This window comes from uncultured Tissierella sp. (genome assembly GCF_902479755.1).
Classification (GTDB): domain Bacteria; phylum Bacillota; class Clostridia; order Tissierellales; family Tissierellaceae; genus Tissierella; species Tissierella carlieri.
Window position 1 is genome coordinate 21,801 of sequence record NZ_CABSQO010000027.1, and the last position, 22,505, is coordinate 44,305.

Genomic DNA, 22,505 nt, shown 5'->3' on the forward strand with positions numbered 1-22,505 from the left:
AAGGAGGGTTTTGATGAAAAACCTTATTGTTAAGATTATTTTTATATTTATAATATTATCATTGTTAAGTTGCAGTAAACCTCCCTTAGTTAATAGTGAGTCATATATAAATAATGAATTTGAAAATGTTTCTGATATAACAACTAAATATAGGATAAGAGATATTTCTTATGAACAAAGAAATATTAGTTATACAGGTGAAGGATATTTCTTTATAAGAAGAGTAGATTTTAATTCAGATAAAGGGAATTATACTACATCCTATCTTATTCCAGGAGATAAGGGCAAAATAAATTATTTTGATGAAAATAAGGAACTAATATCAAGAGAGTTAGAAGATGGCAAATTGCCATTAAAAACCATATTAATAGTAGATACAGATAAATACAGTATGATACTTTCCCAAGCTTACTCTTATAAGGATTTAGGAAATGGTACAAAAGATAGCTATCCAGAAACATATCCAGTTGAAATTGAAAAACAAGAAGGATACTGGAAAGTAACCTATAACTATAAAAACATGAAAGATTATCATGGTATAATGTGGGGAGTAGGCTCTGATAAAAGATTAGTAAATTTAGATGATAAAAACCAAAGAAAAATATGGAGTAACTACGATATAAGTAATAACTCAAGACTTGCAGAGGATGGTTATTATTATAAAAGCCCAGACTCCTATAGACCAGCTACTGAAAATTCATTTTGGAGAAATCCTTCCATGTATATAGTTCAATCTTGGATAAAAACTGGAGGAAGCCTTGCGGCAGATATATTAGGAAGATCCTTCTTGCTCATAGGCTCAGATAATATAAATGAAGAAGGATATTTGCCAACTTTACCTGAAAGTAATTGGCTAAAGACTGATTATGACATAGGAGCAGGTTTTTTTGATACAAGGTTTAATGCAGATATTGGAGACACTTATCTAGAAGCGTATAAAAAGTTTGGTTATTCTAAATTTAGAGATTCGTATTTAGAATTAGCCAATTATTATTCAAATCATATTTATAAGAATCATTATAAGGTTTTTAATACAGATGGAGAAGAAGGATGGTTGGTACAAGATTATGCTTATAAAGCAATGTATAAGCCCACTCATGTATCTCTAAATCATCATATTCATGCAGCAAATTGGTTTTTAAAGATGTATGAAATAGAAAATGAAAAATCCTTTGAAGATATAGGATTAAAAATGTTAAAAGGGGTAAAAATTACTAGAGATAAATGGATAAAAACAGATAGAAATCTGCACTATTCCTACAGACCTGATGGAACAATGGGTGGAAATGACTATCCTTATTTAACATATAATGATTTGTTGCTTTTTCAAAAGACTTACTCTAGAATATATGGTAAATTAGATGATGATATAGAAATATTGATGGAATCTAAGAAACAATGGATGGATAATAATGGAGTAGTGGATTATTTGAAATTTTAAACTAGACTTATTTTACTTCGGGAGGTCAATTCTCGAAGTAATAATTTTATCAAGAAGGTGATAAAGTTGGAGATAAAGGGGAAAAGAGTTATCATTAGAGAGCTACAACTTAAAGATGTATTTCTTATGAGGGAATGGGGAACTCACGAAAATCCTTTAATAGAGGACTATAATTTTCCACCAATGAATGATAAGGAAATAAAGATATGGTATGCAATGAAGGCAAATAGGCTATTTAACAAATATTATGGTATAAGAAATGAAGAAGGAAAATTGATAGGCTATATGGGGATTAAGGATATAAAAGTAATTAAGAGAGAATCCACACTAGGCATAGTTTTAGATCCAAATCAGGTAAATAAAGGATATGGAACAGAAATTTTAGATACATTTTTAAGGCATTATTTTACCGATATGAAAATGAAGAAAATGATATTAGAAGTAGCTGAATTTAATAAAAGAGCTTACAGAGTTTATCAAAAGATTGGATTTAAACCTATTGGATACTATTTAGATGAATTTTTTGACTCTGAATTGGATTTATCTAGCACCTATTACTTAGAAGAAAAATCTTCTTTTGTAATAACAGATAAAAAGATATATAATTATATTTACAAAATGGTCTTAAACAAGAAAAGATTTTTTGAACTAAGGAAATAATGATATTATTGGAGCTGATAATATGAGTTTCACCCTTGAAACTACAGATATGGATTTAGGAGATACTCCTATAGAAAATATATTTATAAATGATTTTATGCCAATGGCGAATGGAACCTATGTTAAAGTATATCTATTAGGATATAAATATGCTCATGACAGAGATGAGAAGATAGAGGTAAATAATCAGATAATAGCAAAACATTTGGAAATACCTTTGGAAGATGTATTAAGAGCTTGGGACTTTTGGGAAAGTAAAGGAATAATAAAAAAGATAGTAGTGAACGAAAAAGATAAATATAATTACAAGGTAAAATTCTTGAACCTAAAACAATTGTACATAAAAAATAACCTTAGTTTATTTAATAATAAAGAAGAAACCATTAAAAAACCAAAATCAATTACGCCTCAAGATTTAATAGACGCAAATCAAATACCTGCAATAAATAAAATGTTTAATCGTATAGATGATATAATGAGAAGGCAAACTCAAACTACGGAGAAACAAAAAATATTATCTTGGATACAAGATTATAATATGAATCCTGATGTAATTGAAAAAGCCTTTTCCTATGGAGTTGAAAGAAAAGGAGTTAGAAATGTAAATTATATAGAGGGAATTATAAGAAACTGGTATGATAGTGGATTTACAAACAAGGAAGCAGTAATAGAACATTTTAGAACTCAGGATGAAAAGTTTTATAGATATCAAAAAGTTATGAAGGCTTTAGGATTTGATAATAGAACTATTTCACAAGGTGAGATGAAAGTTATCGATAAATGGTTTGAAGAATATAAATTCTCTTTAGAAATGGTCCTCAAAGGGTGTGAATCTTCATCTAAGACTGCAAATCCTAGTGTTAATTATATTGATGGAGTATTAAAATCTTGGAATGAAAAAAATATAAAGACCTTAGAAGATATTGAAGAAAAAGATAAGCCTAAAGAGAAAAAAGAATATAAGGTAGCAAAACCTTCTCAAATAAAGAATGTTCCACTTAAAACAAGATTTCATAATTTTGAGCAAAGAACTGATAAATATACCTCAGAAGAATTGGAAGGTATTGCAAGAAGGAAGAGAGAAGCCTATAATCAGAAGGCAAAAGGAGAAGTATAAGTATGTATAAGGATATATTAAAAGAGTTATCAATTGAATATGAAAGAAAAAGAGATAGACAACTACATGAACAGAGAATAAGAAAAGAAAAAGTCTATAAAAAGATACCAGCAATTAAAAGAATAGATGAGGATATTTTAAGAACTGGACTTTCTGTGTCTAAATATATAATAGGCAATCCTGACAACTATAAAGAAAGTGTAGAAAAGGCAAGGAAAACAATTGAAAAATTGAAGATGGAGAAAGCTTATTTAATGACGGAATCTAATATTCCTGTAGATTATATGGATATAAGGTATGATTGTGAAACTTGTAAAGATACAGGGTATCTAGATAATGGCAATCAATGTAATTGTTTGAAACAGGCATTAGTATCTCGTGCTTATAAGATGTCTAATATAGAAAATGTTCTCCAGAAAGAAAACTTTAAGACCTTTGATATTAATATATTTAAAGATGAGCCCTTTGGAAATGAAAGGATGACACCTAGGGAAAATATGATAGATATAGTAGGAATTGCAGAAGGTTTTATTAGCAATTTTAATGAAAATAATGGGGATAATCTGTTATTCTATGGAACAACAGGACTAGGAAAGACCTTTCTATGCAATTGTATGGCTAAATCCCTGCTAGATAAAAATAAAATAGTAATATACCAAACCGCCTTTACAATACTGGAAATAATAGAAAGACATAGATTTGGGAAAGATGCTAAAGATAATAATGATTATCAATATAGATTACTATTTGAAGCAGATTTACTAATTATTGATGACTTAGGTACAGAAGTAGCTAATACCTTCACAAATGCAGAAATATTTAATATTGTAAATACTAGAATAATAGCAGGTAAGAAGACAATAATATCAACTAACTTGACACCAAAAGAAATATCTGAGACTTATACAGATAGAGTATTTTCAAGGATATTGGATAAGTTTATTCCACTTAAGTTTTATGGACATGACCTTAGATGGGAATAATTATAGCAATTCACAATGCACAGTTCACAATTGTTGGGGTCTAGCTTTGAAGCATTTCTCAGTGACTGGAGATCGATTTTTAAATTGTGCATTGTGAATCGTGCGTTGTGAATTGTAAAAAGGGGGGAAAATCTATGGATGCAAATGAGAGAAGACAGGAAATACTTAATATCCTTGAGTTAGCAGAAGGACCCATTAAAGGAACAGATTTATCTGAACAGCTAGAAGTCAGTAGACAGGTAATAGTTCAAGATATTGCAATATTAAGGGCCAGAGGAGAAAATATACTTGCTACCCCTCAAGGATATTTAATACCTAAAATCCATGAAAAAAGAAGATTAACGAAGACCATAGTTTGTACTCACAAAAATAATATTGAGCTAGAAGAGGAACTTAGAACAATAGTTGATCTAGGGGGAAGGGTTATAGATGTAATAGTAGAGCATCCCTTATATGGAGAAATAAAGTCTCAATTACAAATAGGATCTAGACATGATTTAGAATTATTTATAGATAGTTTAGAAACTACTAAAGCAGAGCCGCTATCCTCTCTGACAGGTGGTGTTCATCTACATACTATAGAAGTAGATGATGAAGATACATTAAGGAGAATAAAGGAAGTCCTTTTAGAAAAAAAATACTTGATAAAAGAAGATTAGGATGGTATATTTATAGTTACAGGTGACAAGACAGCTGTAAATACAAGTGAGCAAGGGGATGTTCAAATGGCAAAATCAAAGGGTGGCATACAGAATTATTTTGTTAAGGTATTAAATGGCATGGCTTGGGGACTTTTTTCATCTTTACTTATTGGACTAATAATTAAACAAATAGGTATATTATTTAATATGGAGCAACTCATTAATTTTGGTTCTATAGCACAAAAATTGATGGGGCCAGCAATTGGTGCAGGGGTAGCATATAGTGTAGGTGCTCCACCTTTAGGCATTTTTGCTTCTGTAGTAGTGGGAGCAATTGGTGCAGGAAGTATTACATTTGACGGTGCTACAGCAATTATGAATACAGGAGAGCCTGTGGGAGCTTTCATTGCAGCCTTAATAGGTGCAGAATTTTCAAAGCTAATTAGCGGAAAAACTAAAGTTGATATAGTATTAGTTCCGTTAGCTACTATTATAATAGGTGGATTTGTTGGTCAATACGTAGCTCCATATATGACTATGATAATGAATTTCTTTGGAGGGATTATCAATAAAGCAACAGAAATGCACCCTATACCAATGGGAATAATAGTATCAGTAGTAATGGGAATAGTTCTTACACTTCCTATAAGCTCGGCAGCTCTTGCAATATCCTTAGGGCTGTCAGGACTTGCAGCAGGAGCTAGTACTGTGGGATGTGCAGCTAATATGATAGGATTTGCAGTAGCATCCTATAGGGAGAATGGATTTGGAGGACTTATTGCTCAGGGCTTAGGTACATCGATGTTACAAATCCCAAATATAATAAAGAATCCAAGAATTTGGATACCAGCCATAATTTCATCTGCCATATTGGGACCTATATCCACTTATATACTCAAAATGCAAGGAACTAGTATGGGTGCCGGTATGGGAACTAGTGGCCTAGTAGGTCAATTTTCTACCATAGATGCAATGGGCGCTACACCAAAGACATTAATTCTAATTATTATAATGCATTTTATATTACCAGGAGTAATATCTCTTGGTGTATCAGAATGGATGAGAAAAAAAGGATTTATAAAACCTGGTGACATGAAACTATAAAAATTTAAAAAAATTAAAAGTTAATGTTTTAACATACCGTTGAGGGGTATAAAGAGAATAAGAGGACAAACCTCTCCACACAAAAGATAAAATTTGCAAGATACAAAAGATGAAAATATCCATTAGAAAATCTAATAGCTTAGGTTTCCTAATGGATATTTCATTTTATATCATCATAATTTAAATTCTCAATCATACGGGTTCTGATATTATCAATGTGTTTTTGCATACATAACTTTGCTTTTTCTACATCTTGATTTTTAATCTGCTCATATAATTCTTTATGTTCTTTCAAGACATCTGGCATAATTATATCTATGGTTGTAGCATTTAGATAACGTCTACAGTTATTTAGGATTTGCAATAATTGTTTTTCTAGATATTTATTTTGGCTAATTTCTGCTATCAAACAATGGAACTCTGAATCAAAGGTCAAAAAATCTTGTTGACTCTTAAATTGTCCAGTAAAAGATTGTTCCTGTTTATATAATATATACTCGATTTTTTCTAAATCTTCCTCTGTCCTTAGAGTAGCAGCTAATTGAATAGAAAGGCTTTCTAGCAATTCTCGAATACTTAGCAAATCATCAATCTGTTTTTTAGTTAATTGTGCTACAAAAGTTCCTTTTCCAGGAATCATTTCAATTAATTCCTCATGTAAAAGGCGATTAAGGGCAGACCTAATGGGTGTTCTGGAAACACCAAGTTGTTCTGAAATATCTTCTTCCGTGATCAATTCCCCTGGCTTTAATTCCAGCTCTACAATGGCATTTTTTAATATATCATATGTTCTTTCAGCCAAAGTACCTTTCGACTTTATTTGAGGTAATTGTCTCATATAAAACCTCCTCCAACCTCTTATATATATATATTATCTTTTCTTTCCTATTCAGTCAAGAAGATTAAATAAGCTGTACAATCAAGATGTACAGCTTAACTTTACTTTATTTATTTACCCTATTTTCTGGTTCTTGTCCACTTAAAACTCGAATTACTTCTTCACATGCCCTTCTTCTCAATTCTTCCAAGGAATCAGATGTAAAGAAAGCAGCATGAGGTGAAATAATTAAATTGTCTAATGTAAACAACTTGTTATCAACTGGCAATGGCTCAGTTTCAGTTACGTCGATTGCTGCTCCTGCAATAATTTTATTTTTCAAAGCTTCATACAAATCATCCTCTTTAATAAGTGGACCTCTTCCTGTATTTACAATAAATGCAGTTGGTTTCATTTTCTTAAATACTTCAATATTAAATTGGTGTCTTGTTTCTGATGTCAAAGGAGTGTTGATAGACATGATATCTGATTCTCTTACTACAGTATCAAAATCAACCAATTGTACACCCATATCTTCTGCTACCTTAGGATCAACATAAGGATCTGTTGCAATTATCTTAAATCCAAAAGGTCTTGCCTTTTTTGCAACTAATTTTGCAATCCTTCCAAAGCCAAATATTCCAAGTGTTTGTGTTGAGAATCTTCTCATCGCAGGGAAACCACTTACTGTATGGACGCTTTGTATATCCCATATACCTTTCCTTGTGTGTTGATCATAAACATTAGTGTGTCTTAATATTGTTAACATTAGAGCAAGAGTAAAATCTGATACTTCCTCTATGCTATAGTCAGGAATATTGCATACTGCAATACCCTTTTCTTTTGAACTTATAAGGTCTATAGTATCATAACCAATACCTTGTCTAACAATGACTTTACAATTTTTCATGGAATCAATGATTTCCTTTGTAATTGGCTTATCTGCTGTGATAACTGCATCTGTATCTACGACTTCTTTTAAGAATCTTTCCTGATCGCTATTTGGTACAAATACTAAATTCAGCCCAGCGCCTTCGATCAGTTTTCGTTCATAGGTTGGGTCGTCTATTAATACACTACTTAGAACAACTTTTCTTTTCATTTTATATTCCCCCTAATAATTTTCCAATAGTCTTGATACAAATAAATCGATCAATTTTGGTGTTTTGTAAAATAAGTCTTCTTTATATACTCTCTCTGTATATTTGTGTAAATCTCTACCCCAAGGACCTATATTTATTACAGGCATGGAGATTTCCTTAATCACCTCTAGAGGAATATAATATACATCTTTCCACATAAGCATATTATTTGCTATATAATCAATATTGCTTTGATCTGATACAAACATAGAATAACTTAAATCTGAAATACCGGTAAAATAGTTTTGCACTATATACTCCTCATGGAAATGATCCTTTGCATATTTTTTTATATCCTCTATAATTTCATAAATTTGGGTTGATTTTTCTCCCAGCATATTATTGTTTGTACTTGGATAATATGGTGGTGTGAGTGCAAGAATAACACATGGAGATACATCTTTTACATATTCTAAAGTCTTTTCAATGATGGTATTTGCTGCTTCTATTGTTGTAATTTTATTTGAATTAAATTTTTCCTTTATTTCTACCATGAGGTTTTCATAGGCATTCTCAAAATCTTCACCTGAATCCTTTATAGCTTCACTATATAATTCAGAATAAAATTTAACATCGGGTTCCCAAGTAAATTTTTCAAATTCCAAGCCTGCTATATTTGTATATAGCTTATAACTTGCATTCATATCTTCAATTACTTTTTGAAATGATTCGATGCTAATGTTTTTCAACTCATCCATTATTGATTTTGGAGTTCTTTTCAATGGAAGTATACTCATATATCCACAGGAAGCAATTGGTAATGATACATCATAAACCATTTTTCTATCTTTATGATATAGCCACGTTGGTGGTGGATTAGTAGTATTGCCAACCTTCTCTATAAAGTTTGGATTTAATTCTGTTCTACGAATAATCTCAGATAGTAAATTAATTGGATTTAACCCTGAATATACTTGACCAACATGCGCAAGCTTTCCACGGACATATACAACAGGCATAATCTTGCCAATAGAACCATCATATAGGGTAGGTCTCAAATCATCTCCTCGCTCATGAGGTTCTGAGTTTAACATCAATTTATATTCTAAATCATATTTATCCTTTAGTGCTTTTAGATGAAGAGCAGCACCCCTCATACCTGCGGATAAATTTTCTTCGTCTGGCACAGAAATTAGAACAATATTACCTTTAAAGCTTGAATCTTTGCTATATTCTTCAATCAATGATAGTTGAATAGAGCCCCCACCTTTCATATCACTAACTCCACGTCCAAAAATCCATTTACCACTTAAAAGGTCCTCCTTTGCCAAAGAAGGAAGTTGCATTTTCCCTACCTTAAAAGACTCCATTAATTCATAGGGCTTCAAGCAAAGAGGTTCTAAAGTCCCATAATCTTTTGTTTCAACGATGTCATTGTGATGGATAAATACAATAGTGTCTTTACCTTTTCCCTTTAATAGACACCAAGGTACTTTTCTGCCTAAGTAATCATCTGGTATTTCAAATAATCCATAGTGCTCAGGGTTGTTTTGAAAGTATTCTATTTTAGAAAACCATTGTTTAAAGAACCCCTCTATATTTTTTTCTTCTTTAGAATTAGTATCACTTCTAGTTCCTACAAAGTCTAATAAATTCTTTTCGATTAAATCCTTCATAACTTCTTTATCAAATCTCATGGATATACCTCTTTCTATATTTAAGTTATTGCCTATAGTTTTCCTAAAGCCGCTTTGATTTTATCACATGCTTCTACTATATCTTCATAAGAACGACAATATGCTAGTCTAACATGCCCCTTTCCATAATCTCCGAAGGCTGTCCCTGGAACACCTACAACTCCTGCTATTTCCATTAAATAGCTACAAAAATCTGCTTCTGTCATGCCAAAGGATGTAATATCAGGAAATGCATAAAAAGCACCTTTTGGTTTTACCATCTTTAACCCATCTATTTTTGATAGGGATTCATACAAATAGTCGCCTCTTCTTTTGAATTCTTTTACCATATCGTCTATAAAGCTATCTCCGTGATTGAAAGCTTCCACTGCTCCCCATTGTGCAAATGCTGTACAACATGTAGAGAAGTTTTGATGCACTTTATTAATATATTTAATTGCATTTGCAGGCCCTAGTACATATCCAATTCTCCAGCCAGTCATTGAGTATGATTTTGAAGTGGATTTTACAACTAAGGTTCTATCCCTCATATCTTCTAAGGTTGAAATGGAGACATGTTTTTCTCCATAAATAAATTCATCATAGCATTCATCTGAAATGACTATTAGATCTCTTTCTTTAACAAGGGATGCGATTTTTTCTAAGTTTTCTTTGTTTAATACATAGCCAGCTGGATTATTTGGTGAATTAAGTAATAGCATTTTTGTCTTTGGAGTGATTCTTTTTTCTATCTCTTTTACATTTAGCTCCCAATTATCTGACATGAGTACAGGCACTTCTACTAATTTAACTCCTGCGATAAGAGCTTGTTCTTTATATGCAGAGAAAAATGGGCTAGGCGAAATAATTTCATCACCGAAATCCATCATGGTTGCCATAATGACGCCAATGGCTTCTGCTGCTCCAGCCATTACAGATATTTCTGAATTATAATCATATTTGAGTCCAAAACGTCTATCTTCCTTTTCACAAATCGCCTTTCTTAGAGGTTCAATTCCATTAACATCAGTATAATGTACTTGTTGGCTATCTAATGCTTTTTTAACTGCTTCCTTTGCAATGATAGGTGAATCAAAATCTGGTCTACCAATTTCCATATGAATTATTCTTTTGCCCTGTTCTTCTAATTTATTTGCTTTTGCAAAAATTTCATACAAGCCTCCAAATGGCATAGATTCTAATCTTTTATTAGATGATCTCATTTATTATCTCTCCTTTAATATATAATATTACTTTAAACTAAAATCATGGATAATGCTGGAATAAAGGTTGTAAGTAGCAACACAACGATAATGGCACCAATCAGTGGCCATACATGTTTAATAATACGGTTCATAGGGGTCTTTCCTACTGCAGATGCAATGAAAAGATTTGCTCCATATGGAGGTGTAATAAATCCAACGGATAGATTCATAGTCATGATTATGCCAAAATGTATTGGACTAATCCCAAGGGCTGCTACAACTGGTAAGAAAATAGGCGCTAAAATAGTGCAGCTTGAAATATTATCAATGAAACATCCAACTATCAATAAGAAGATATTAATTAACAATAGAATGACTATTTTGTTATTTGAGAAATCCAATAATGTTTTGGCAATAGTACCCGGAACTTGCTCCATAGTCAATAAGAATGCGAAACTCATTGAAAGTCCAATCATGAAGGATGTTGCACCTGCAATGACTACAGTATCTTTTAAACAATCAAATAATTCTTGTTTTCCGATTTCCTTATATACAAAGGTTCCGATAAACCAAGTATACACACAAGAAATGGCTGCTGCCTCTGTTGGTGTAAAATATCCACTATAAATACCGCCGAGTATGATAACCGGACTTAATAAAGCCCAGAAAGCATCCTTTGTAGCTTTCAAGACAGATTTTATTGTAGGTCTTTCTCCAGAGCCAGTATATCCATTTTTCTTTGATGTTCTGTAGTTTACAATCATTAGTGCAAGACCCATTATTATCCCCGGTATAATTCCGGCTAAGAAAAGAGAACCTATGGAAGTACCCGTTACAACACCATAAATAACAAATGGAATGGATGGTGGAATAATGACACCGATGGTTCCTGCTGCGGCTGTTAATGCTGCAGCAAATCCCTCATCATAACCTTTTTCCTTCATTGCCGGCATCATAAATGATCCAACAGCCGAAACAGTTGCAGGACCGGAACCAGAAATTGCAGCAAAGAACATACAAGTTAGAGTTGTTACCATACCAAGTCCACCGGTTACATAGCCTATAATATGGTCAGCTAAGTTTAACAATCTTTTTGAAACACCACCATATCTCATAAAGTTTCCTGCTAACATGAAAAATGGAATCGCCATCAGGGTAAAAGAATCTAATGCTGCAAAGGCATTTTGTGCAATCATAATAGGCTCTATATTAGTCATGAATATTAAGGTCAATAGAGTAGCTAAACCTAATGATATACCTATAGGTATACTAATAGTTACAAATAAGGCCAATAAAAGGAATAAGACAATAATCATATTCTATACCTCCAAGCTTTCTAGTTTTTTAACTTCATGGAAAAGCTTTTGACATAATCTAATAACCATGAGACCACAACCAAACGGAACTGAAGCATAGGCATATGCCATTGGAATTTGCATAGCAGGAGATACTTGTCCTCTGTTTAATAATATATCAACCAATTGCCCAGATTTAATAGTTAGGAAAGCTGTAAATACTGTCCACAAAACTATAACAGCTATTTCAAGCTTAATACGTCCTGATGGTGATAAACTATCTTTCACAGATGTGATTCTCAAATGTGCATCTTCCTTAACTGCTAAAGAAGCACCTGCCCATATTTGATATAGCATTATGTAACGGGAAAGCTCTTCAGCCCATGTCAGTGAATAATGAAAGAAAGTCCTAAGAAAAACTTGTACTGAAATAATAACAACCATAAATACTAAAGTAGCAATTAGAAAATAAGTTTCAAAATGTTTATCTAATGCTTTTAATAATTTCAATGTTTTCACCCTCTCCAATTAGTTATATCTTTTAGCTAGTTCTATTAAAGATTCTCCTAACATTTCTTCAAACTGCTCATAAACAGGTTGTGCCGCTTCGATAAATAAGTCTTTTTGTTCAGGGGTTAATTCATTTATTTTCATTCCGGCATTTCTTAATTCATCAAGATATTCTTTTTCCATTTTTTGTGTAAGCTCTCTTTCATATGCGATCATTTCTTTAGCACATTCATTTAAAAGTTTATTTAAATCCTCTGGAAGATTATCAACAAATTCTTTATTAAATAATAAACTACCTGATGCAAAGAAATGTCCAGTTAGAGATAAATAATCTTGTACTTCATAAAATCTAGAAGAAGATATAATTTGCAATGGATTTTCTTGTGCATCGATGGTATTTTGTTGTAATGCTGTAAATAACTCTGAGAAACTGATAGGTGTAGGATTTGCCCCCCATTGTGAGAAAGATGCCATATGGATTTGGTTTTCCATAGTCCTAATTTGGGTACCTTTCAAATCATCAGGAGAGGTAATGGGTTTCTTATTATTTGTTATATGTCTATAACCTGTCTCTCCATATCCTAAGTTAACCAGATCAAGTGGTTCAAGTAATTTGTTGAGTTCTACACCTAGTTCATTATCAAATGCTTCGTATGCTGCTTCACGAGTTTTAAATATAAAAGGCAAATCTCCCACCATAAACTTAGGCTCAAACCCAGCTAAAACTGCTGTCCCAGGAAAAGTTGCGTTTAAGGATCCGATACTTACTGCTTCTACAGCTTGTCTATCCCCGCCTAATTGACTATTAGGAAATACCTGTACTTCGAATTTGCCCCCAGATCTTTCTTCCAAAATCTCTTTGAAATAAACGGAAGACAAATGAATAGGGGATACTTCATTAGTAACATGGACAAGTCTAATGACAATAGGACCCGTTGAACTTGGGTTTTTTCTATTATGATTTTCTTTATAGAAAATACCTCCTGTCATAATTGCAATAGCTAATAACAAACATGGAAATACATATTTCTTATTCATTAGTAAGCCTCCTTGATATTCAGTTTATAAGTTTGTTCTTCCAGAAATCTAAACTGCCCTCCTTTACTCTGGCAATGTATACATGTATACGTATACATTAATTATATTAAGGCGAATTGAATTTGTCAATATATTCTGTAAATTAAAAATTTAACAAAGATTTTGTAACTAATGGAAAATAGTAAATATAAATTTTAAATTATTAGAATTAGCTTTTGAGTCAGTACACTTACTGGCCTTATTGAATTAAGGTTTAATTAAGGTTTTTGTTAATAAGATTTAAACTTAATTTGTTATAATCATGATGAAAATAAAAAATGAGGTGAATAATATGCTTAAAAAAGGATTAACAGGATTTCAGATAAAATTAATTGCACTTTTTTTAATGATTTTTGATCATGTGTACTACTTTTTTGCCTTTACTGATAAAGTACCGCTATGGTTTAAATGGATAGGGCGTTCAGTGGCTCCAATATTTATTTTTATGGTGGTAGAAGGATTTATCCATACACGAAACCGCACTAAATATATGACTAGACTTTATATAGGTTCATTAGTAATGACTTTTGGTAATCAATGGATTACAGAATGGTTTCAACGTAACGATAATGTTGCTCTTATGGCAAATATATTTGCGACTCTATTTTTGATTACGGTTTATTTAACCATAATTGAATATTTGGGAAAAGGTATTAAAGAAAGACGAATAATGCCTGTAGTATTAGGGATTTTGGGATTAGTATTGCCTATTGCCCTTGGTATATTTATGATGATGAACCTTCATATTCCAGGGATGATTCATGCAATTTTCCTATTACCAACCCCAATGTTTGTTGAAGGCGGTCCAGTATTTATAGCATTGGGCATATTGTTTTATTTAACACATGACAAAAAAACACTTCAACTGATTTTATATGCTTTGGTATCTATTGCTCTAATACCGTGGCAAAATTTTTCCTTGCAAGGTTTATTTTATGATAATTTCCAATGGTTGATGATTGGTGCTCTACCCCTTTTAGCACTTTATAATGGACAAAGAGGGAAGGGCATGAAGTACTTGTTCTATGTATTCTATCCAGTTCATATCTACGGTTTATACATTTTATCTACTTTTTTCGTGTAAATCATTTAACACATGGCACTGAAATTGGGTATACTATACCTATATTAAGAATAAGGGAGCGGTATTATGGATGTGCTATTCAATAAAAAGATACTTGTTGTAGATGACGAAGTTGAGTTGCTGGAGATAATTGAACATGCTTTGAAATTAGAAGGTTTTACCCATATTAAAGCCACAAACACCGGTGTTAAAGCTTTAGAAGACTTTCATAGCTGGCAACCAGATATCGTGATTTTAGATGTAATGTTGCCTGATATCCAAGGACATAGCCTGTGTAAGACCATGAGAGAGACTTCACAGGTCCCTATTATTTTTTTATCTGCAAAAACACAAGAAGTGGATAGAATTGTAGGTTTTGCAATTGGAGCAGATGATTATGTGACAAAGCCATTTAGTCCAAAGGAGCTTGCATATCGGGTCAAAGCACATTTAAAACGCTCAGAGCCTGTAGTTGATACACAGGACATTGAAACCATTAATTTTGGACCATTTAGGATGATGCCTTTAAAAGGAGAACTCTTTAAGGGAGAGAAAGAAATTCTATTGCAGCCTAAGGCGTATAAACTGCTTGAATATTTTGCAAAACATCCTAATTTGATTTTAAGTAAGGAACACTTATGTAATGCAGTCTGGGGAGAGGATTATATTGGGTTTGACAATACGATTATGGTGCACATTCGAAGAATAAGAGAGCAAATTGAAGTAGATCCATCAAATCCAGAGTATTTAATAACAGTAAAAGGTCTTGGTTATAAGCTAGTAGTAAAGGATAAATAATATGAGATTACATTTAACCCTTAAATATTTAATGAGTATTATTATGGTTATCATTGTAGTGGGATTGGTCAACGGACTTATAGCCTTTGGCTTATTTCAATTTGGGCCAAGAGAATCCTATTCCTACGGTATTGCCAATGAAAGCTATATTAGCCCAGAAGATTATGTCAGACAGTTTTCTAAGTATATTAGCTTAGAAGAAGGGCGGTTTTCATTAGATAAAAATGCACAACGTTCTTTAATCCAAAACGATGCTTGGATTCAGGTGCTTGACACAAATTATAAGGTAAATTTTCAATTCAATGGGAATAAAGAACTTCCACAGATATATACACCAATGACTTTGGTGCACAATTATAAGTACGCCAATCCAGACACGATGTTTGTAAGCGAGGTATCTTTTGAGGAGGAGACGTATACCTATTTAATTGGTATGCCATATAACGACATTCAAAGGACGTTTTTTACGTTTAATAAAACTTATTTTGCCAGTATTATAGGTGGACTTGCGCTACTTGTTTTTGCTGTGGATCTAGTTCTAGGTTTACTCTTTGGAATGGGTTTTAGTAGGGGGCTAACAAAACCTGTAGGAGAAATAATCAAAAGTATAGAGGACTTGACTGTCGGATATTACAATCAAGTTCTGCCAACAAACGGCTTATACGGCTCAGTATTTTCTAATATCAATAAGCTGTCGGACCAACTACAAGCCAATGAAAAGGAACGTGTTGCCATAGATGCCATGAGAGAAAATTGGATTTCTAATATATCACACGATATAAAAACGCCACTGGCGTCTATTCGTGGATATGGAGAATTGCTTCATAGTGATGAAAAGATGTCAGTAGAAAATATACGCCGTTATGCAAAAGTTATTGAGGATAAGGCTCTTTATATCTCTAATCTAGTAGATGATTTAAATCTAAGTACAAGACTGGAAAGTGGATATTTTGTATTAAACTTACAGATGGTAAATATAGTGACTTTGTTAAGAGATATTGTTATCGATGTGCTTAACGGTGTAGATATGTCTAATGTTTATTTGGATTGGTGCTGTGATGAAATACAGATTTTATGTCAGCTTGATCCAGTACTTTTTAGGCGGGCTATAAACAATATTTTATACAATGCTATTATACATAATGACAAATCAGTAAATATTAAGGTGAAGTTAACTTATGAGGAAAATAAAATTTGCATATGGGTGGCTGATGATGGAAAGGGAATTTCACCAGAGGACTTGCCATATATTTTCAATAGACATTATCGAGGTACAAACACTTCCAATATAGTTGAGGGAACAGGCTTAGGCATGGCTATAACTAAGCAGATTATAAAAGCACATGGGGGTGAAATCAGTGTAAATAGTGAGCTTGGGATTGGTACATGTTTTGAGGTTGTTCTTTTTAATTAAGGGAAATTCGTATGATTTTTGCTGAATATATTTTCATAAATATAAAATATATTGAGATAATAGGATTGGTTTATCTTATAAATTGTTTGAATCTATTAATAGTATAATTAGATAACTCTATATTCTACTATAATTTTAATTGTGCTATTTTAAGAAAGGATTAAAAAAATATCCTTGACAATAGCAATTATTATGCTATAATATCTATAATTAAATACTTGGCGAAGATGGGAAATAGTAAATATGTAGCTTTTTTAGAGAGTCAATGGATGGTGAAAATTGACAAAGTGAACTATTGAATCCAGCCCTGAGCTAATAAATTTCGAGTGAGCCTTTTGGCTAACTAGGGTGGCAACGCGGGAATACTCTCGTCCCTACTATTTGTGGGACTGAGAGTTTTTTTTATGACCTAACTTAGGGAACGTTAGTGAGCTTTAGTAGGTCAAACGCAATGAACGCCAAATTCATGCGAGTGACGACGAGCAAATGAATTTGTGCAGTGAGACTGTGGAAGATGACCTAATCCGATTTGTGTTTAGAGACTGTGGAAAATTTAAGGAGGTTAGAGAGATGTTAGATATTAGAAGAATAAGATCAAATCCAGAGGAAGTAATGAAAGCTTTGCAGAAAAGAAAGGGCGAATTTCCAATTAACAGAGTCCTTGAATTAGATGAAAAAAGAAGAGCTATTCTTGTGGAAGTAGAAGAGATGAAAGCAAGGCAAAACCTTGCATCAAAAGAAGTCCCTAAACTTAAGAAAGAAGGGAAAGATGCATCTCATATCTTTGCTGAAATGAAAGAACTATCAGAGAAAGTAAAGGAATTGGATATTGAAGTAAAAGAAATAGATGAAGAGCTAAAAAATGCTTTACTTCAAATACCAAATACACCTCATGAATCTGTAGTAGAGGGTAGAGATGATACTGATAATGTAGAGATAAGAAAGCTTGGAGAACCAAGAGAATTTGAATTTGAAGCAAAAGCTCATTGGGATATAGGCACAGGTCTGAATATCTTAGATTTTGAATCTGCCACAAAGATTACAGGAGCTAGATTTACAGTATTCAGAGGATTGGGGGCAAGACTTGAAAGAGCTATTACACAATTTATGCTTGATCTACACACAGGAGAGCATAACTATACAGAGATGGCAACTCCATTTATGGTAAATAGAGACAGTATGACAGGTACAGGTCAGTTACCAAAATTTGAAGAGGATATGTTCCATTTACCAAGTAAAGACTATTTCCTTGTACCAACTGCAGAAGTCCCACTTACAAACTTACTAAGAGACGATATATTAAATGAAAAAGATTTACCAATATATTATACAGCTTATACACCTTGCTTTAGGCAAGAGGCGGGAGCAGCAGGTAGAGATACTAGGGGCCTTATAAGAAATCATCAGTTTGATAAAGTAGAATTAGTTAAATTCGTAAATCCAGATAACTCCTATGAGGAACTAGAAAAACTAACTAACAACGCTGAAGAGGTATTAAAAAGATTAGGTTTACCGTATAGGGTAGTAGCACTTTGTAGTGGAGATTTGGGCTTCTCATCTGCAAAAACCTATGATATAGAGGTATGGATGCCATCCTATGGTAGATATGTAGAGATTTCAAGCTGTAGTAACTTTGAAGACTTCCAAGCTAGGCGTGCAAATATTAGATATAGGAAAGAAGATACAGGCAAAGTAGAATTTGTCCATACATTAAATGGCTCAGGTTTAGCAGTGGGCAGAACTTTTGCAGCAATTCTTGAAAATTATCAACAGGCAGATGGGACGGTAATTATCCCAGAAGTATTAAGACCATATATGGGTGGATTGGAAAAGATAGAAAAATAATAGTGAATAGTTAATGATGAAAAGTGAAAAGCTAAAATAACTATTCACTTTTCACTATTAGTTATTAGTTAAAACTGGGGAGGTTAGGGATGAAAAGATTTAAGATATTACCCATAATACTATTACTAATCATTATACTATCTTTAACGAGTTGCAAAGAAGGAAAACCATTAAATGCAGATGCTCTTATAGTCAAAGATCTTAACGAAATAAATGAATCTAAGATAAATGAATATAAGATCGATGTAGATCTGGAAACTGACAATATGACATATAAGGGAAAACAAACAGTATCCTATGTAAACAATACAGGTATAAACTTAGAAGATATATATTTTCATTTATATCCAAACGCTTTTAAATCTTTAGCAGATGCACCTATATTATTTAACATGGAAGAAAAAATGAGTTCTTTAAGTTATGAATCAGGGTATATGGATATTGAGAAAGTTATACAACATGGAAAAGAGTTAGTATGGAGCATAGAAGGAGATAAAGATACTATACTGCATATTAAACTTGATAAGTCACTAGAAAAGGGTAAGGGTACTGAGTTATATCTAGAATATAAAGTAAAACTGCCTACGACTAAGGATAGGTTTGGGTATCATGATAAAGGTATAAATTTTGGAAACTGGTATCCTATATTATGTGTATATGATGAGAATGGATGGAACCTAGATCCATATTATAAAGTTGGGGATCCATTTTATAGCGAAGTTTCTAATTATAAAGTTTCTATAACTACTCCAAAAGATATAATAATAGCTTCTAGTGGAAATATTGTGTCAGAGAACAGAAAGGGAGATAAGAAAATATATGAAATTGAAGGACCTTTAATAAGAGATTTTGCTTGGGCTGCTAGTAAAGATTTTATAATCAAGGAAAAAAAGGTAGAGGACACTATGATTAAGGTTTATTCTATAACTAATGACTCAAATCTTATAAATGAAAGTTTAAAAATAGGGGAAAATTCTATTAAAACCTTCAATAAGATTTTTGGTAAATATCCTTATGGTGTATATACAATAGTTAATACAGAGTTTCCATCAGGAATGGAATATCCAGGTATAGTATTTATATCTAATGACTATTTTCATAAACATTTAATAAGTATATTAGAAAAAGTAATAGTACATGAAACGGCACATCAATGGTGGTATGGAATTGTAGGAAATAATCAAGTAAAGGAACCTTGGTTAGATGAAGGTTTAACCACATATTCAGAGGTAATATACATTAATGAAGTTCATGGAAAGAAGAAAGCTAAAGAATATTATGACCAAGATATAAAACTAGGATATGAATATGCAGTACAGTATTTAGGTGAAAATGAAGTAGTAAATAAACCTTTATCAGAGTTTATAGGTTGGGATGATTACGGGCTTTTAGTATATACTAGAGCAGCTATGTTTGTAGATAGAATAAAAGAAGACTTTGGAGAGGAAACATTATATAAGATATTAAATAAATACTATGAAGAATATAAATTTAAAAATGCAAGAACAGAAGATTTTATCAAAATATGTGAAGAAGTAACTAATACCTCCTTTAATGGATTGGTTAAGGAATACCTAAATGGAAATAAAAATAGATAAAAGCAGAGAACTTTAAGTCCTCTGCTTTTATCTATCTTTCGCAACCTAAGCCAAACCCTCCACAGAATAGAATTACTAATAGCAAAAAGAAGAATAATAGACTAGAATCATTTTCACAACAACCTTTACGTTCACCCATTTTTAAATCCTCCTATAATGTATTAGATATTCCTAGTAAAACTTCTCGGAATCCCTAATACATTATATAAATATATATATAAATTTGTTACAATATAATGGGAGGAGATTTTTTTGAGAAAAATATCAGCTATACTATTATTAATAATAATTATTATGACTAATACCATAGTATATGGAAATATAGGAATAGAAGAAAATTTAAGATCCTATATTCTAGCAGATTCTGAGACCGCTCAGATATTAGAAGAATATAAAATAGATGAAATAGTTGAAATTGCCAGTATCTCAAAATTAATGTCTTATTTGATTGTCATGGATGAAATATCAAAGGGCAATATCTCCTTAGGAGATATTATTACCATAGACAAAGATACTACTAAAATAAAAGGATCTAGTTTTAATTTGAAAGTAGGAGAAAATTTTACTGTTAAAGAACTTTTAGAAGCCTCCATAGTAGTATCTGGAAATGATGCTACATATGCATTGGCAAAATACATCGCAGGAACTGAAGATAACTTTGTAAAAATGATGAATCAAAAGGCAAAAGAAATAGGGCTTGAAAATGCTGTGTTTTATAACTCTACAGGGCTTCCTATAGGAGAAAAGGGCATACAAAATAAGATGACCACTAGGGAAATATTCAAATTAGCTCAGTATATAATAGAAAATCATCCAGGAGTTTTGGAAACTGCTAAAATTAAATCAATAGAAATGGTTAGTAGAGATTATTTTCAGAGAAATACCAATCCATTGCTCAACGAAATAAAGGAAGTAGATGGGCTAAAGACAGGATTCACGAATAAAGCCGGATACTGCTATGTATCTACATTTAATATAAGAGGGAGAGAAACCCAAACGAAAGATTTGAGGCTTATAGCCATAGTAATGGGTGCAAAGGATTTAGAGATAAGGGATGCTATGGCTAAGATATTAGTAGAATATGGACTTGATAATTACTCCCATAGGATATTTTTAAATCAAGAAATTCCTTTAAAGACTTTAGAATTTCCTCAAGGTGATGTAACAGAAGTGCATGTTTTTGCTGAAAGTGGATTTTCAAAACTAGTTAAAAATGATGAAGATATAGTAGTTAATATAGACATAAATGAGGATATAACTTTGCCGATAAAAAAGAATACAAAAATAGGCAAGGCAACAGTAGAAAAAGAAGGGGAGGTAATTTTTGAATCAGATATTTTAATTAAGGAAAGTGTAAATAAGGCTAAGTGGTATGTTTTAATTGGAAGATTTTTTAATAGATTGGCTAATATGGTGATAGGATTTTTCGGGGGGATAACTAAATGATTGGGAGAATCAATATAGCCATATGTGATGATGAAAAGATACATGTAGAATTATTGGAAAAATATGTAGATAATTGGGCTAAGAAAAACAATATAAAACTCGGAATTGAATTTTTTCATAGTGCAGAAGCCTTCGATTTCAGCTGGAGTATGGATAAAAGATACCATATACTTTTGCTAGATATTCAAATGCCGGGAATAAGTGGAATTGAACTAGCAAAAAGAATAAGAAAAAGTGATAATCTGTTGAATATAATATTTATTACTGCTATTCCTGATTTTATAGGAGAAGGCTATGATGTATCAGCAATTAATTATTTAATTAAGCCAATAGAAGAAAAAAAGCTATATGAATGTTTAGATAAAGCTGCACAGAAAATTCCTAAGAAAGAGAAAACAATACTTATAGATGTAGAAGGAGAAACTATTAGAATAAAACAAGAGGATATAATCTATATTGAGGCTTTTTCTCATACAGTAGATATAAATACTGTTAGTGAAAAATATGCTACTCGTAAAAATATTGGAATTATAGAAAATGAATTAGAGCAAAATGCTTTTGTAAGATGCCATAGATCTTACATAGTGGGATTAAAACATATAAAAAGAATAGGAAAAACAGATATAGAACTAGATAATGGAGATGTAATTCCTGTAAGCAGGAGGCTCTATACTAATACAAATATGGCTTTTATAAAATATTTTAGGGGTGAGATAAATTAAAAGTAAGGTAT

20 protein-coding genes are annotated in these 22,505 nt (G+C 32.0%); 13 read left to right on the forward strand and 7 right to left on the reverse strand.

The features are described from left to right. Nucleotides 1–13: 13 nt before the first annotated feature. From RDK80_RS13990 to RDK80_RS14015, 6 genes are all read left to right on the forward strand, one after another. Nucleotides 14–1,441 (forward strand): hypothetical protein, encoded by a 1,428-nt coding sequence (locus RDK80_RS13990; RefSeq protein ID WP_308524603.1) that lies wholly within the window; start codon nucleotides 14–16, stop codon nucleotides 1,439–1,441. Nucleotides 1,442–1,507: 66 nt separating this feature from the next. After that, complete coding sequence (locus RDK80_RS13995) at nucleotides 1,508–2,101, forward strand: GNAT family N-acetyltransferase (RefSeq protein ID WP_094898680.1); 594 nt, start codon at nucleotides 1,508–1,510, stop codon at nucleotides 2,099–2,101. A gap of 22 nt (nucleotides 2,102–2,123) precedes the next feature. Then, the gene (locus tag RDK80_RS14000) at nucleotides 2,124–3,218 is read left to right on the forward strand and encodes a DnaD domain protein (RefSeq protein ID WP_308524604.1); all 1,095 of its coding nucleotides are present in this window, start codon (nucleotides 2,124–2,126) and stop codon (nucleotides 3,216–3,218) included. A 2-nt stretch (nucleotides 3,219–3,220) separates the two neighbouring features. Continuing rightward, a complete protein-coding gene (locus RDK80_RS14005) occupies nucleotides 3,221–4,201 on the forward strand; it encodes an ATP-binding protein (RefSeq protein WP_308524605.1) in 981 nt (326 codons plus the stop codon). Between the two features lie 134 nt (nucleotides 4,202–4,335). Then, the gene (locus RDK80_RS14010) at nucleotides 4,336–4,860 is read left to right on the forward strand and encodes a transcription repressor NadR (protein WP_216558046.1); all 525 of its coding nucleotides are present in this window, start codon (nucleotides 4,336–4,338) and stop codon (nucleotides 4,858–4,860) included. Nucleotides 4,861–4,926: 66 nt separating this feature from the next. Beyond that, nucleotides 4,927–5,946, forward strand: a complete 1,020-nt coding sequence (locus RDK80_RS14015; protein WP_308524606.1) for a PTS sugar transporter subunit IIC — start codon at nucleotides 4,927–4,929, stop codon at nucleotides 5,944–5,946. A 160-nt stretch (nucleotides 5,947–6,106) separates the two neighbouring features. Here RDK80_RS14015 and RDK80_RS14020 read toward each other — a convergent pair whose 3' ends face one another. From RDK80_RS14020 to RDK80_RS14050, 7 genes are all read right to left on the reverse strand, one after another. Next, a complete protein-coding gene (locus RDK80_RS14020) occupies nucleotides 6,107–6,784 on the reverse strand; it encodes a GntR family transcriptional regulator (RefSeq protein ID WP_216558040.1) in 678 nt (225 codons plus the stop codon). 106 nt (nucleotides 6,785–6,890) lie between these two features. After that, complete coding sequence (locus tag RDK80_RS14025) at nucleotides 6,891–7,865, reverse strand: C-terminal binding protein (protein ID WP_256310838.1); 975 nt, start codon at nucleotides 7,863–7,865, stop codon at nucleotides 6,891–6,893. A gap of 12 nt (nucleotides 7,866–7,877) precedes the next feature. After that, nucleotides 7,878–9,542, reverse strand: coding sequence for a M20/M25/M40 family metallo-hydrolase (locus RDK80_RS14030; protein WP_308524607.1), 1,665 nt, complete (start codon nucleotides 9,540–9,542; stop codon nucleotides 7,878–7,880). A gap of 32 nt (nucleotides 9,543–9,574) precedes the next feature. Next, on the reverse strand, nucleotides 9,575–10,744 hold the full coding sequence (locus tag RDK80_RS14035) for a pyridoxal phosphate-dependent aminotransferase (RefSeq protein WP_256310836.1): 1,170 nt from the start codon (nucleotides 10,742–10,744) through the stop codon (nucleotides 9,575–9,577). Nucleotides 10,745–10,776: 32 nt separating this feature from the next. After that, nucleotides 10,777–12,042, reverse strand: a complete 1,266-nt coding sequence (locus tag RDK80_RS14040) for a TRAP transporter large permease (RefSeq protein WP_216558029.1) — start codon at nucleotides 12,040–12,042, stop codon at nucleotides 10,777–10,779. Nucleotides 12,043–12,045: 3 nt separating this feature from the next. After that, on the reverse strand, nucleotides 12,046–12,531 hold the full coding sequence (locus RDK80_RS14045) for a TRAP transporter small permease (protein ID WP_216558026.1): 486 nt from the start codon (nucleotides 12,529–12,531) through the stop codon (nucleotides 12,046–12,048). 18 nt (nucleotides 12,532–12,549) lie between these two features. Then, nucleotides 12,550–13,569 (reverse strand): DctP family TRAP transporter solute-binding subunit, encoded by a 1,020-nt coding sequence (locus RDK80_RS14050; RefSeq protein ID WP_308524608.1) that lies wholly within the window; start codon nucleotides 13,567–13,569, stop codon nucleotides 12,550–12,552. A 331-nt stretch (nucleotides 13,570–13,900) separates the two neighbouring features. Between RDK80_RS14050 and RDK80_RS14055 the strand changes: the two genes are divergently transcribed. From RDK80_RS14055 to RDK80_RS14085, 7 genes are all read left to right on the forward strand, one after another. Continuing rightward, nucleotides 13,901–14,692, forward strand: a complete 792-nt coding sequence (locus RDK80_RS14055) for a TraX family protein (RefSeq protein WP_308524609.1) — start codon at nucleotides 13,901–13,903, stop codon at nucleotides 14,690–14,692. 66 nt (nucleotides 14,693–14,758) lie between these two features. After that, on the forward strand, nucleotides 14,759–15,469 hold the full coding sequence (locus RDK80_RS14060) for a response regulator transcription factor (protein ID WP_308524610.1): 711 nt from the start codon (nucleotides 14,759–14,761) through the stop codon (nucleotides 15,467–15,469). A gap of 1 nt (nucleotide 15,470) precedes the next feature. After that, nucleotides 15,471–16,883 carry a HAMP domain-containing sensor histidine kinase gene (locus tag RDK80_RS14065; protein WP_308524611.1) on the forward strand — a complete coding sequence of 471 codons (1,413 nt, stop codon included), beginning with the start codon at nucleotides 15,471–15,473 and terminating at the stop codon, nucleotides 16,881–16,883. A gap of 570 nt (nucleotides 16,884–17,453) precedes the next feature. Beyond that, a complete protein-coding gene (gene serS / locus RDK80_RS14070) occupies nucleotides 17,454–18,728 on the forward strand; it encodes a serine--tRNA ligase (protein WP_308524612.1) in 1,275 nt (424 codons plus the stop codon). 89 nt (nucleotides 18,729–18,817) lie between these two features. Continuing rightward, complete coding sequence (locus RDK80_RS14075) at nucleotides 18,818–20,326, forward strand: M1 family metallopeptidase (protein ID WP_308524613.1); 1,509 nt, start codon at nucleotides 18,818–18,820, stop codon at nucleotides 20,324–20,326. Between the two features lie 252 nt (nucleotides 20,327–20,578). Next, nucleotides 20,579–21,772, forward strand: coding sequence for a D-alanyl-D-alanine carboxypeptidase family protein (locus RDK80_RS14080; RefSeq protein WP_308524614.1), 1,194 nt, complete (start codon nucleotides 20,579–20,581; stop codon nucleotides 21,770–21,772). After that, nucleotides 21,769–22,494, forward strand: a complete 726-nt coding sequence (locus RDK80_RS14085) for a LytTR family DNA-binding domain-containing protein (protein ID WP_256310828.1) — start codon at nucleotides 21,769–21,771, stop codon at nucleotides 22,492–22,494. Before RDK80_RS14080 ends, RDK80_RS14085 begins: the two co-directional genes overlap by 4 nt. Nucleotides 22,495–22,505 lie beyond the last annotated feature (11 nt).

Excerpts from the sequence above, each read along its gene's own strand:
- RDK80_RS13990 (WP_308524603.1), top strand. The coding sequence starts at position 14 with ATGAAAAACCTTATTGTTAAGATTATTTTTATATTTATAATATTATCA.
- RDK80_RS14030 (WP_308524607.1), bottom strand. The coding sequence starts at position 9,542 with ATGAGATTTGATAAAGAAGTTATGAAGGATTTAATCGAAAAGAATTTA.
- RDK80_RS14050 (WP_308524608.1), bottom strand. The coding sequence starts at position 13,569 with ATGAATAAGAAATATGTATTTCCATGTTTGTTATTAGCTATTGCAATT.
- RDK80_RS14060 (WP_308524610.1), top strand. The coding sequence starts at position 14,759 with ATGGATGTGCTATTCAATAAAAAGATACTTGTTGTAGATGACGAAGTT.
- serS (WP_308524612.1), top strand. The coding sequence starts at position 17,454 with ATGTTAGATATTAGAAGAATAAGATCAAATCCAGAGGAAGTAATGAAA.
- RDK80_RS14010 (WP_216558046.1), top strand. The coding sequence starts at position 4,336 with ATGGATGCAAATGAGAGAAGACAGGAAATACTTAATATCCTTGAGTTA.
- RDK80_RS14075 (WP_308524613.1), top strand. The coding sequence starts at position 18,818 with ATGAAAAGATTTAAGATATTACCCATAATACTATTACTAATCATTATA.
- RDK80_RS14085 (WP_256310828.1), top strand. The coding sequence starts at position 21,769 with ATGATTGGGAGAATCAATATAGCCATATGTGATGATGAAAAGATACAT.
- RDK80_RS14065 (WP_308524611.1), top strand. The coding sequence starts at position 15,471 with ATGAGATTACATTTAACCCTTAAATATTTAATGAGTATTATTATGGTT.
- RDK80_RS14005 (WP_308524605.1), top strand. The coding sequence starts at position 3,221 with ATGTATAAGGATATATTAAAAGAGTTATCAATTGAATATGAAAGAAAA.
- RDK80_RS14015 (WP_308524606.1), top strand. The coding sequence starts at position 4,927 with ATGGCAAAATCAAAGGGTGGCATACAGAATTATTTTGTTAAGGTATTA.
- RDK80_RS14055 (WP_308524609.1), top strand. The coding sequence starts at position 13,901 with ATGCTTAAAAAAGGATTAACAGGATTTCAGATAAAATTAATTGCACTT.
- RDK80_RS14000 (WP_308524604.1), top strand. The coding sequence starts at position 2,124 with ATGAGTTTCACCCTTGAAACTACAGATATGGATTTAGGAGATACTCCT.
- RDK80_RS14025 (WP_256310838.1), bottom strand. The coding sequence starts at position 7,865 with ATGAAAAGAAAAGTTGTTCTAAGTAGTGTATTAATAGACGACCCAACC.
- RDK80_RS14020 (WP_216558040.1), bottom strand. The coding sequence starts at position 6,784 with ATGAGACAATTACCTCAAATAAAGTCGAAAGGTACTTTGGCTGAAAGA.
- RDK80_RS14035 (WP_256310836.1), bottom strand. The coding sequence starts at position 10,744 with ATGAGATCATCTAATAAAAGATTAGAATCTATGCCATTTGGAGGCTTG.
- RDK80_RS14040 (WP_216558029.1), bottom strand. The coding sequence starts at position 12,042 with ATGATTATTGTCTTATTCCTTTTATTGGCCTTATTTGTAACTATTAGT.